Annotated in this window: 9 protein-coding genes; 5 read left to right on the forward strand and 4 right to left on the reverse strand. The window is 62.8% G+C overall.

Features of this window, described 5'->3' with window-relative positions:
- The first annotated feature begins 4 nt into the window (after nucleotides 1–4).
- Nucleotides 5–694, forward strand: a complete 690-nt coding sequence (gene tlpA, locus NKJ67_RS17585) for a thiol:disulfide interchange protein TlpA (RefSeq protein ID WP_127318796.1) — start codon at nucleotides 5–7, stop codon at nucleotides 692–694.
- A 1-nt stretch (nucleotide 695) separates the two neighbouring features.
- Here the strand turns inward: tlpA and NKJ67_RS17590 are convergent, their stop codons facing one another.
- The gene (locus tag NKJ67_RS17590) at nucleotides 696–3,128 is read right to left on the reverse strand and encodes an EAL domain-containing protein (protein ID WP_352582061.1); all 2,433 of its coding nucleotides are present in this window, start codon (nucleotides 3,126–3,128) and stop codon (nucleotides 696–698) included.
- 359 nt (nucleotides 3,129–3,487) lie between these two features.
- Between NKJ67_RS17590 and ugpB the strand changes: the two genes are divergently transcribed.
- The 4 genes from ugpB (at nucleotide 3,488) to NKJ67_RS17610 (ending at nucleotide 7,803) form a co-directional block, all read left to right on the forward strand.
- Nucleotides 3,488–4,798 (forward strand): sn-glycerol-3-phosphate ABC transporter substrate-binding protein UgpB, encoded by a 1,311-nt coding sequence (gene ugpB, locus NKJ67_RS17595; protein WP_352582062.1) that lies wholly within the window; start codon nucleotides 3,488–3,490, stop codon nucleotides 4,796–4,798.
- Between the two features lie 188 nt (nucleotides 4,799–4,986).
- Nucleotides 4,987–5,871 (forward strand): sn-glycerol-3-phosphate ABC transporter permease UgpA, encoded by an 885-nt coding sequence (gene ugpA / locus NKJ67_RS17600; RefSeq protein ID WP_023811118.1) that lies wholly within the window; start codon nucleotides 4,987–4,989, stop codon nucleotides 5,869–5,871.
- 8 nt (nucleotides 5,872–5,879) lie between these two features.
- Nucleotides 5,880–6,728 (forward strand): sn-glycerol-3-phosphate ABC transporter permease UgpE, encoded by an 849-nt coding sequence (gene ugpE, locus NKJ67_RS17605; protein ID WP_127268504.1) that lies wholly within the window; start codon nucleotides 5,880–5,882, stop codon nucleotides 6,726–6,728.
- 7 nt (nucleotides 6,729–6,735) lie between these two features.
- On the forward strand, nucleotides 6,736–7,803 hold the full coding sequence (locus tag NKJ67_RS17610; protein ID WP_127268505.1) for a sn-glycerol-3-phosphate import ATP-binding protein UgpC: 1,068 nt from the start codon (nucleotides 6,736–6,738) through the stop codon (nucleotides 7,801–7,803).
- Between the two features lie 127 nt (nucleotides 7,804–7,930).
- Here NKJ67_RS17610 and NKJ67_RS17615 read toward each other — a convergent pair whose 3' ends face one another.
- The 3 genes from NKJ67_RS17615 to NKJ67_RS17625 form a co-directional block, all read right to left on the reverse strand.
- The gene (locus NKJ67_RS17615) at nucleotides 7,931–9,013 is read right to left on the reverse strand and encodes an ABC transporter ATP-binding protein (RefSeq protein ID WP_127318804.1); all 1,083 of its coding nucleotides are present in this window, start codon (nucleotides 9,011–9,013) and stop codon (nucleotides 7,931–7,933) included.
- Entirely contained in the window at nucleotides 9,010–10,590 is a 1,581-nt protein-coding gene (locus tag NKJ67_RS17620; protein ID WP_127328001.1) for an ABC transporter permease, read from the reverse strand. Before NKJ67_RS17620 ends, NKJ67_RS17615 begins: the two co-directional genes overlap by 4 nt.
- A gap of 174 nt (nucleotides 10,591–10,764) precedes the next feature.
- Nucleotides 10,765–11,772, reverse strand: coding sequence for an iron ABC transporter substrate-binding protein (locus NKJ67_RS17625; protein WP_127268508.1), 1,008 nt, complete (start codon nucleotides 11,770–11,772; stop codon nucleotides 10,765–10,767).
- Nucleotides 11,773–11,832 lie beyond the last annotated feature (60 nt).

Raw genomic sequence — 11,832 nt, forward strand, 5'->3', positions numbered from 1 at the left:
GAAAATGGCAGACGGTAGTAGATTCTTCCCGGCCCCGCGCCTGATCCTCGCCGCCTTGGTGGCGGGCGCGCTGGCGGGCGCGGTCGCGGTATATGTCAGCGAGAGCCGGTCTGGCAACAATGCACCGGCACAAGCTGCCGTGGGTGACAGCAGGGACGACGTGACTTGCGCGGCCAAGAGCGACCGCGCCAAGAAAGTCGCGGCGTCGGCCACCGGTGAGGTTGCGGCACTTTTGCCGGCCGATCCGCCTCAATCCCTGAAGAGCCTTGCCTTCAATGGTCCGGACGGCAAGCCGATGACGCTTGCCGATCATGCCGGCAAGACGGTGCTGCTCAATCTGTGGGCGACATGGTGCGCGCCGTGCCGTGCCGAAATGCCGGCGCTCGATGCGCTGCAGAAGGAAAAGGGCAGCGACTCCTTTGAAGTGGTCGCCGTCAACGTCGATGCCGGCGACGATGTGAAGCCGAAGAAGTTCCTCAGCGATACCGGCGTCGCGACGCTCGGCTATTACCGGGATTCGACGATGACGCTGTTCAACGACCTCAAGAAGCGCGGCTTGGCGCTAGGCCTTCCCGTCACCATGCTGATCGACGGCGAGGGCTGCCTGATCGCCCACATGAACGGCCCGGCCGAATGGTCGGGGCCGGACGCCAGGCGGCTGGTCGAGACGGCACTCAAGCCCGAGAGCCTGTAGTCTAGCGTGTGGCTAGCGCGGGTGCGGGCGCGAAGGCCAGAACGCTTCTGTCGCGCAGGCTGGCGGGTTTGCTGCCGGCAGCGGGTGCGACGACGCCGGTCAGATCGCCGAATTCCTCGATGAGAGCCGGCTTGCCGATATAGTAGCCCTGGCCGATCTCGCAGGCTTCGGCGTCCAGGAACTTCAGTTCGCCGAGCGTCTCGACACCCTCCGCCAGAACCGGCAGGCCGAGCCCGCGTCCAAGTCCCAGGACGGCGCGCACGATCGCCGCGACCTGGCCGTTCTTGTCGACGGACTTGATGAATGAGCCATCGATCTTGATCTTGTCGAAGGGAAAGGCGCGAAGGTTGGAGAGCGAGGAATAGCCGGTTCCAAAATCGTCCATGGCGACGCGCACGCCCAGCGCCTTGACCTGCCGCAAGGTGGCCAATGCCCGCGGCATGTCCTTGACAAGCGCCGTCTCGGTGATCTCAAGCTCGAGCCTGCCGGGCGCCAGGCCGGAATTCAGCAAGGTTTCGTGGACCTTGCGGCTGAAATTCGTGTTGTGGAGCTGCACCGCCGAAACGTTGACGGCCACCGTCAGCGGATTTTCCCAGCGGGCGGCTTCCTCGCAGGCGGCCGTCAGCACCCATTCGCCAATCTGGCCAATGGCGCCGCTGTCTTCGGCGACCGGGATGAATATGCTCGGCGAGACATCGCCGCGCGTCGGATGCCGCCAGCGGACCAGCGCTTCGAAACCGACCATCTTCCCGCTGCTGATCTCCTTCTGCGGCTGGTAGACGAGGTAGAACTCCTGGCGCGCGACCGCCTGGCGCAGTTCGTGCTCCATCACGCGCTTGTCGCGGGCCTCGGCCCCCATCGAAGCTTCGAAATAGCGGTAGGTGTCCTTGCCTTCGGTCTTGGCCCGGTAGAGCGCGGTATCGGCGTGGCTTATCAGGCTGGCCTGGTTTTCGGCATCCGATGGATACAGCGCAATGCCGATGCTGGCCGATACAAGGCCGCCGCCGACCGAGAGCCGGTTTTCCTCGCGCATGGCAGTCAGCACGGCGTTGGCGATACGGCCCGCCTCCAACGGGTCGGTCAGGTTCGGCGCGACGATGGCAAATTCGTCGCCGCCCAGCCGCGCCACCATCTGTCCTTGACGAAGAATGCCGGTAACGCAATGCGCAACCTTCTGCAGCATGGCGTCGCCCGCGCCGTGCCCATACAGATCGTTGACCTCCTTGAACCGGTCGAGATCGAGCAGCAGAAGCGCAAGCTGACCGCCTTTCCTGGTCCGGCCCATCGCAGCAATTTCCGTCTCCAGCCGGCCGGAAAAGCTGCGGCGATTGGCCAGTCCGGTCAATGGATCGAAATGGGCAAGGCGCAGGATCTCCTGTTCCGCCTTCTTGCGCTCGCGAATGTCGCGGACCGCAACCACGTTGTGAGGCTTGCCACAATAGTCGATGCTCCTGGCGATCAGCTCGACAGGAATGCTCGTGCCATCGCGGCCGCTCAATTCGGCCTCCTGCGGCTGTTCGCCGAAGCCCGACATGTCGGATCCGAAGAGATCGCCAAGCTGCATTCCGTTCAGCGTCGCTGTTGCGATGCCCGTCAATGTCGCCATGCTGTCATTGGCACTGATGATGCGGTGGCCGTCGCAGACGATCAGCCCCTCCACGGCGGCATTGGCCAGACCGTGCATGCGGTCGACCTCGAGCTTCTGGCGACGGAAGCGCAAATCGATCCACAGCGCCGATGCCGACAGGACCAGGATCACCAATGTGGCGGCAGCGGCGGCGAAAGCCTGCGAGGTCGGCTCGATCGTGTATTCGGATATGACGATCGAGGGATCGGGGAAGATCGAGACAGCACCCATGCCGATGAAATGCAGGGTGCAGATTGCCAGCGTCAGCAGCACCGCGCCGCCGGATGTCGCCTTCAAGGAGGGACGGCGCTGCACGACACGCAGCGCCAGCGCCGCGAGCGTCACGCCGGCCAGAAGGGAAACGGCGACAAGCAACAGGTTCCACTCGATGCGGCCCTGAACCTCGAACGCCGCCATACCGATGTAGTGCATGGCCGCGATACCGCCGCCCAGCACGGCGCCGCCGACGAGATGATAGTCGAACTCATTCCGCAAGGTGGCGATCCACATGCCGGCTGCCGTCAGAGTGACCGAAGCAGCGAGCGAAAGCACGGAAAGTGCGGGATCGTAAGCACTGGGTATGCCCGGTGTGAATGCGAGCATGGCGATGAAGTGCGTTGCCCAGATGCCGAAGCCGGTCGAAGTGGCCGCGATCATCAGCCAGGCAAGCCGGTTCCGATCGGTGGAGCGGCTTATGTGATGAAGCAGGTTGACGGCAGAGAAACAGGAAATTCCGCAGATCAGCGCGGCGAGTGCGACCAGTCTCAGATCGTGTTCGTTGACGATACAATTGTAGACCGTCAGCATTTTATTTCACCTGATCTTTGGAAATAAACAGGGCAGCAGGATTGAGTAGCGCGTTGCCGTTGAGGGATCGATAAAGTCGCCTGCAACCTTGGCGTGTCTCTTCGGGTTGCAGCGGCTGCAATCAAGGCTGCCACCCCGAAAGGCAGCTTGGCAGTTACGACGGTGGTTCCTGGCGCTTGTCGTCGCGCTAAGCCGGCTAACCGTGTGGCTTTCCATGCGTCCAAGCGGGGGCGAGGTGGCGTGAGGTAAAGGGGTGAAGTTCGTCGATCTGCAACAAAACCGTTGTCTGATTGTCATGAGCGACACATATTGCCTTTGCGGGAGTGCCCCTTTCGCCAATGACAAACGGGAGATGAAACATGAAGTCCTTCGGCTTCGCGGCCGGTGTTGCCGCCACCTTTATGCTGCTTTCCTCAACCTCCGCTTTTGCTGTCACGCAGATCAGTTGGTGGCACGCCATGACTGGCGCCAATGCCGAAGTTGTCGACAAGATCTCCAAAGATTTCAACGCCAGCCAGAGCGACTATGAACTCGTTCCGGTGTTCAAAGGCACGTATCCCGAGACGCTGAATGCCGGCATCGCCGCCTACCGCGCCGGCCAGGCGCCCGACATCATGCAGGTGTTCGACGTCGGCACCGGCGTGATGATGGCAGCCGAAGGCGCAATCAAGCCGGCAGCCGATGTGTTGACCAGCGCTGGAATGACCTTCGACAAGAGCCAGTATCTGCCAGGCATAGTCGGCTATTATTCGAAGCCTGACGGCACCATGCTCTCTTTCCCCTACAACTCCTCCTCGCCGATCCTTTATTACAACAAGGATATCTTCAAGAAGGCTGGTCTCGACGTCGACAGCCCACCCAAGACCTGGAACGAGGTGTGGGAAGACGCCAAGAAGATCAAGGCGAGCGGCGCGGCCGCCTGCGGCTACACCTCGACCTGGCTGACCTGGATCCATCTGGAGAATTTCGCGGCCTGGAATGACGTGTCATGGGCCACCCAGCAGAACGGTCTGGCCGGCGGCGATGTCGAGCTCAAGATCAATGCGCCGATTTTCGTCAACCACTTCCAGGCGCTGGCGGACCTCGCCAAGGACGGCACTTTCAAATATGGCGGTCGCACCTCCGAAGCCAAGCAGATCTTCCTCGCCGGCGAATGCGGGATCATGACCGAATCCTCCGGCGGCCTTGGCGATATCGTCAAGTCCGGCATGAATTACGGCATCGGCCAATTGCCCTATGACAGCGACGCCAAGGGCGCACCGCAGAACACGACGCCGGGTGGCGCCAGCCTGTGGATTTTCGCTGATAAATCCGACGAGGAATACAAGGGCGTCGCGGCCTTCTTCGCCTACCTGTCGAAGACCGAGGTGCAAGAATACCTGCACCAGAAATCGGGTTATCTGCCGGTAACGCTTGCCGCCTATGAAGCGACCAAGAAGTCCGGTTTCTATGACAAGAACGTCGGTCGCGAGACCCCGATCCTGCAGATGACGGGTAAGGCGCCAACCGACAATTCCAAGGGCGTACGTCTGCCGAACCTGCCGCAGGTGCGCGATATCCAGAACGAGGAGTTCGAAAAGATGCTCGCCGGCCAGCAAACCGCGCAGCAGGCGCTCGACAATGCGGTTACGCGTGGCAATGCGGCGATCAAGGAAGCGCTGGGGAATTAGAGCGAGCGCAGGTCCTTGCTCTACGGCGCATCCACCTGTCCTGCCAGGCATCTCCCCTCGGCGAGGGGAGTTTTGCCGTCCTTTGCGATTTCGCCAACGGTCGATGAATCCGAAACGCTCGTCAAAGCCATCTTGGCGAAGAGGGATGCTACATCGTGCCGCCCGCCTCATCACCTCGGAGTGGCTCCATGACCCCTCGCGTCGTGTTTCCCAACAAGATCCTTCCCTACCTGCTGGTGGCGCCGCAACTGGCCATCACGCTCGTGTTTTTCTACTGGCCGGCCGGTCAGGCGTTCTACCAATCCATGCTCAGGCAGGATCCGTTCGGACTGAGGACCAAGTTCGTCTGGTTCGCCAATTTCAGGAAAGTGCTTGCCGATCCGGCCTACCTGAACTCGATCAAGGTCACGGTGGTGTTTTCCCTTGCGACCGCCATCGTCGCCATGTGCGTGGCGCTCCTGCTTGCGGTCATGGCAGAGAAGGTGGTGCGCGGCAAAGGTCTCTACCGCACGCTCTTGATCTGGCCCTACGCGGTGGCGCCGGCGATCGCCGGTATGCTGTGGCTGTTCCTCTTCAACCCGTCGATCGGGTCGCTGGCCTACATGCTGAGAAGTTTCGGCATCGCCTGGGATCCACTGCTCAACGGCACCCACGCCATGATCCTGCTGGTGTCCGCCGCTGCCTGGAAGCAGATCAGCTACAATTTCCTGTTCTTCGTCGCCGGCCTGCAGGCGGTGCCGAAAGCCTTGATCGAGGCGGCGGCCATGGACGGCGCCGGCGAGACCAAGCGATTCTGGACCATCGTCTTCCCGCTGCTTGCGCCGACGACCTTCTTCCTGCTGGTCGTCAACACCGTCTATGCCCTGTTCGACACGTTCGGCATCGTCCATGCCGTCACCGGGGGCGGTCCGGGCAAGACGACTGAAACGCTGGTCTACAAGGTCTACAATGACGGCTTCGTCAATCTGATCCTCGGTGACTCGGCGGCGCAGTCGGTCATCCTGATGGTCATCGTCATCTCGCTCACGGCCATCCAGTTCCGCTATGTGGAACGCAAAGTCCATTACGGCTGAGGCGAGCGATGATCGGCCAGTCACCGCTCCGCACCGTCATCGCCCACGCCGTGCTGATCCTCGGCATATTGATCGTTGCTTTCCCGATCTACTACACGTTCGTTGCCTCGACGCAGACGCTGCAAACGATCCTCAGGCCGCCATTGCCGCTCCTGCCCGGCGATCAGTTCTGGAACAATTACACCGAAGCGCTGTTCGGCGGTGTCGGCCGTATCGGCGGCGTCAGCGTCGGCAGGCTGCTGCTCAACACGACGATCATGGCGCTCGGCATCGCGGTGGGAAAGATCTTCATCTCGATCCTGTCGGCCTACGCGATCGTATTTTTCCGCTTTCCGCTGCGCATGACCTTCTTCTGGCTGATCTTCATCACCTTGATGCTTCCCGTCGAGGTGCGCATCCTGCCGACCTACAAGGTGATGGTCGATCTCGGCATGATCGACACCTATGCCGGCCTGATCATCCCGCTGATCGCCTCCGCCACCGCCACATTGCTGTTTCGACAGTTTTTCATGACCATTCCAGGTGAGCTGGTGGAGGCGGCGCGTGTTGACGGTGCGGGGCCGTGGCGCTTCTTCTTCGATATCCTGTTGCCGCTGTCGCGGACGAATATCGCGGCGCTGTTCGTCATCCTCTTCATTTATGGCTGGACGCAGTATCTGTGGCCGTTGCTCGTCACCAACAGCAGCAACATGAACACGATCGTCATCGCGTTGAGAAAGATGGTCTCCTTCGCCGATGCCGATACGCAATGGCACCTGGTCATGGTCACAGCGATGCTGGCCATAGTGCCGCCGATCCTGGTCGTGGTGCTGATGCAACGCTGGTTCGTTCGCGGCCTGGTCGATTCCGAAAAGTGAGAAGCTGATGGCGACCGTCGATCTGAAGGATGTGAAGAAGGTCTACCCCAGCGGTTTCGAGGCCGTGAAGGGCGTTTCAATCGCAGTTCCCGACAGGCAGCTTTGCGTGCTGGTCGGCCCATCGGGCTGCGGCAAGTCCACGCTGCTCAGGATGATCGCCGGGCTCGAAACCATCTCCTCGGGAACAGTTGCGATCGACGGCAAGATCGTAAACTCAATCGGTCCGACCGAGCGGGACATCGCCATGGTGTTCCAGAACTATGCGCTCTATCCGCATATGAAAGTCTACGACAACATGGCCTATGGGCTGCGCAACCGCGGCACGCCGAAAGATGAGATCGACAGCCGGGTCCGCGCGACGGCGAAAATACTCGAACTTTCGGCGCTGCTCGACCGCCGCCCGCGCGAGCTTTCCGGCGGCCAGCGCCAGCGTGTCGCCATGGGTCGTGCCATTGTGCGCAACCCGAGGGTTTTCCTGTTCGACGAGCCGCTCTCCAATCTCGATGCCAAATTGCGTGGCCAGATGCGCGTCGAGATAAAGAACCTGCAACGCTCGCTTGGCGTCACGTCGGTCTATGTCACGCATGACCAGCTCGAGGCGATGACGTTGGCCGACATCCTCGTCGTCATGAACGGCGGACTGGTCGAGCAAATGGGGGCGCCGCTCGACATTTATGAAAGGCCGGCCTCGACCTTCGTCGCTTCCTTCATTGGCGCGCCGCCGATGAATCTCCTGGCACTGACCGAAAGCGCCTCGGGCGCGGTGCTCGCAGACGGCACGGCGATCGCTTTCGCACCTCGGGAGGCAAGAGCTGCGACCCTCGGTTTTCGGCCCGAGGATGCCGACGTCACCTTCAATGCGGAGGCGCCGCCCGGCGCCCTCGTCCTGCCGGCGCTGGTCGAGGCAGTCGAACCGGTAGGCGCCGAAAGTTTCCTTCACTGTGCGGCAGGCGGCAACCGTATCGTCGTGCGTGTCGCGGGTCGCGCCACCGCCACGGTTGGCAACCAATTGCGCGTGGTTGCCAAGGCAGAAAAGCTGCACTGGTTCGATCAGGCAGGAAAGCGCGTCGGCTAATCCAAAAGATGCCCAGAGCGTTTCACCGTTTCACGGAAACGGCGAGCTGCTCTAACTCTTTGTTTTGACGCAATTCCAGACGGAAACCCGCTTCACAGTTTCCTAGAATTGCTCCAGCATACGGTGTTCAGGCGAAGACATGCGCCTTTCCCGATACGGTCAGCCGGACGATCTCGCCGACCGCCGGCGCGTCCATGCCCGGTTTGCGCAGGACCAGCGGCGTGTTGCCGATCGCTGCCGCATCGGGCGGATCGGCATTGTTCAAGAGCCGCACCGCGACCGTGCACATCGAGCCGGCGAATTCGGATTCCGTCACTTCGCCGAACAGCATGTCCGAGGTGCCGGACATGCCCTCGCGCGACGTTCTCTTCAGCGCGATCTGCTCCGGGCGAAGCATGATACGGGCGACATCGCGGCTGTCATTGGTGTCGACCGCGATGCGGCCGAGCGGAGAGTTGGCGAAGCCATCCGATATCTTGGCCGGCAGGATGATGGCGTCGCCAAGGAATTCGGCGATCATCCTGTCCTTCGGCTTGAGATAGAGCTCGCGCGGCGTGCCGATCTGCGAGAACTTGCCGTCGCGCATCACCGCGACCTGGCTGGCGAAGGACAGCGCCTCGGCCTGGTCGTGCGTCACCAGGATGGTGGTGATGCCGGCAGCTTCCAGAAGCTCGGCCACCGCCTTGCGCATCGAGGCGCGCAGGCCGGTATCGAGTGCCGAGAACGGCTCGTCGAGCAGCATCAGCCGGGGCTTCATCGCCATGGCGCGAGCCAGCGCCACGCGCTGCTGCTGGCCGCCGGAGAGCTCGTGCGGGCGGCGCTTGAGGATCGCCTTGTCCAGCCCGACGATATAGGCGAGCTCGACGATGCGCTCGGTGCGCTTGTCCTCGCCGCGACCCATGCCGAAACCGATATTGTCGCCAATGGTCAGATGCGGAAACAGGGCACCATCCTGCGCCACCACGCCGATGCCTCGCCGATATGCCGGCACCGCAGCGCCGCCATTGGCCAATATCGTACCGTCGAGCGTGATGTGCCCCTGGTCCGGCGCCTCGAAGCCGGCAATCAGCCGCAGCAGGGTCGTCTTGCCGCAGCCGGAAGGACCGACAATCGCCGTGCGGCTGCCGCTGGCGACGTTCAGGTCGACGCCGGCAAGGGCGGCCACCGGGCCGTACTGCTTGTGCAAGCCACCGATTTCGAGAAAGCTCATCGTCCGGCCATCCGTTTCGACTGGACATAGAGCAGCCAGGTCAAGGGCAGCGACATCGCCACCATGATGAAGGCGTAAGGTGCCGCGGAGGCATAATCAATCTCGCCGCTGTAGGACCAGAACGCCATCGCCAGCGTGCGGGTGCCGTTGGGCGCCAGCATCTGGGTGGCGGTCAGTTCGTTCATGATGCCGAGCGCCACCAGCGCCATGCCAGCCGCGGCGCCTGGCGCCGACAGCCGGATCGTCGTCGACCACAACGCCTGCAGCGGCGGGCGGCCGAGGCTGGAAGCGGCGCGTTCGAGTTCGACCGGCGCCTGTGCGATCGACGCCCGCAGGCTGACGAGCGCGCGCGGCAGGAACATCAGCGCATAGGCCACCAGGATGGTGAACAGGGTCTGATAGAGCGGCAGCGCGATGCGCACCGTGATGGTGACCAGCGCCAGCGCAATGACAACCCCCGGCAACGAGCCGACAATGTAGTTGCAGCCCTCCAGCAGGCGCTGCAATGGCCCCGGGGCGCGGATCGAGATCCAGGCCATCGGCATGGCGGCGACGGTGGCGAGCAAGGCGCCGGCGAGCGCCAGGAACAGCGTCTGCCCAAGCGCCAGGCCGATCTCGTCCAGGCGCCAGACAGCGGCGCCGCCGGCGACAAGCCAGCCGCCGATGGTGACGAACGGCACGCCGAGCGCCAAAAGCGTGGTGACGACAAGCAAAAGCAGGCTCGGAATGGTGGCGCGCCCGAGGCTTGCGCGTTGCTGATGGCGCGCCGCACCCGAGCCGACGCGGGCATAGCGCTCCTCGCCGCGCACCAGCACTTCGAGGCCGAGCAGCACGAAGCAGCAGCTGACCAGCACGCCGGCCAGCATGTTGGCGGCCGGTCCATTGAAGGTCGACTGGAACTGGTCGACAATCGCCGTGGTGAAGGTGTCGAAGCGGATGAAGACATAGAGGCCGTACTCGGCCAGCAGATGCAGGCCGACCAGCAGCGAGCCGCCGCAGATGGCGAGCCGCAATTGCGGCAGCACGACCCGCCAGAACACGCGTCGGGGTCCAAGGCCGAGTGCGGCGGCGGCGTCCTCGAGGGCGGGATCGAGACGGCGCAATGCCGCCGACACCGGCAGATACAGGAACGGGAAATAGGCGATAACGGAAACCAGCACGCCGGCCCACAGGCCGTGCAGTCCCGGCACCATGGTGATCCAGGCGTAGCTGTGCACGAAGGCGGGGATGGCGAGTGGCGCCACGCACAGCCAGGACCAGATCCGGTCGCCCGGCAGGTCGCTGCGCTCGGTCAGCCAGGCCAGCGCAACCGACAGCACGATGGTGATCGGCACCGAGAGCGCGACCAGCAGGACAGTGTTGACCAGAAGCTCGCCGACACGCGGCCGGAAGACCAGCGCCGCGACGGTTTCCCAGCCGGTCTGCACCGCGATCCAGATGATGAAGGCGAGCGGCACCAGCGCCAGCAGCGCAACGAAGATGGCGGCGAGGACCAGCCACAGCGGTGCGCGTCGCCGGGCCCTTCGGCCTGTGCCCGAAGGCAGGCCCGAACGCGCGAGATCGACCGCGGACTGCATCAGGTCAGACGCCGTGCCGTTGCCGTCCAGCGGCAGCAATTGAAGGACCGCGATCGCGGTCGGGAACACAGCGTGTCGTCATCGACGAATGCCATCTCGAAAAACAAAATCACTCCCGCGGAAGGCGAATTCCCGCGGGAGCGTGGTCGGGTGTCCTTTTAGGACGAATGGCAACTAAAGCAAGCCGGCTGCCGTCATCAGGTCGGTGACCTTCTTGGAGTTCAGCGTCGTGGCATCGACCTTCGGCGCCTGCAGATCGGCGAGTGGCACCAGCTTCGGGTTGGAGTCCGCACCCTTGCCGACCGCGTATTCGAAGGAATCGCCTGTTTTCAGCACGTCCTGACCGCCCTTGCCGGTCAGCCATTTCAGGAACGCCTGGGCTTCCTTGGGATGCTTGCTCGAGGCCAGCACGCCGCCGCCGGAGATCGAGACGAAGGCGCCCGGATCCTGGTTCTTGAAATAGTGCAGCTCGACATTCTTGCTGTTTTCGCCGGTCTTGGCCTGATCGCCGAAGTAGTAATAGTGATAGATGACGCCGCCTTCGATCTCGCCGGCATTGACCGCCTTCATCACCGTGCTGTTGCCCTTGTAGGCGGTGAAGTTGGTTTTCATCGCCTTCAGCCAGTCGGCGGTAGCGGCTTCGCCCTTGAGCTGGAGCAGGGCGCTGACGATGGCCTGGAAATCGGCGCCCGACGGGGAGGCGGCCCAACGGCCCTTCCAGCTCGGATCGGCGAGGTCAAGCATCGACTTGGGCAGCTGGTCGGCGGTCAGCTTGGTTTTGTTGTAGGCAAAGACCGTGCTGCGCGCGGCGACGCCGACCCATTTGCCGCTGGCCGGTTGATAATCCTGCGGAACCTGTGCCAACGTGTCGGCATCGACCGGCGCGAACAGGCCGGCGCTCTCGACCAGCGCCATGGCCGGTGAGTTTTCCGTCAGGAACACGTCTGCGGGTGAAGCAGTGCCCTCGGCGACGATCTGATTGGAGAAGTCGCTGTCGCCGCCATTGCGCACCGTGACCTTGATGCCCGTTTCCTTGGTGAAGCCTTCGGCCCACGCCTTGGTCAGGCTTTCGTGCTGGGCGTTATAGACAATGATGCCGGCATCCTCGGCCATCGATGGGCTGGCGATCAGCATGATTGCCAGCGCCGTGGCGCCGGCGAGGGTGGAAAGAGCATATTTCATGACATTGTCCTAAAGTTCGGGTTGGCACCGGCTCACCTACCGATACCTGACAGGCTTAGT

Source organism: Mesorhizobium sp. M0088 (genome assembly GCF_040322895.1).
Classification (GTDB): Bacteria; Pseudomonadota; Alphaproteobacteria; order Rhizobiales; family Rhizobiaceae; genus Mesorhizobium.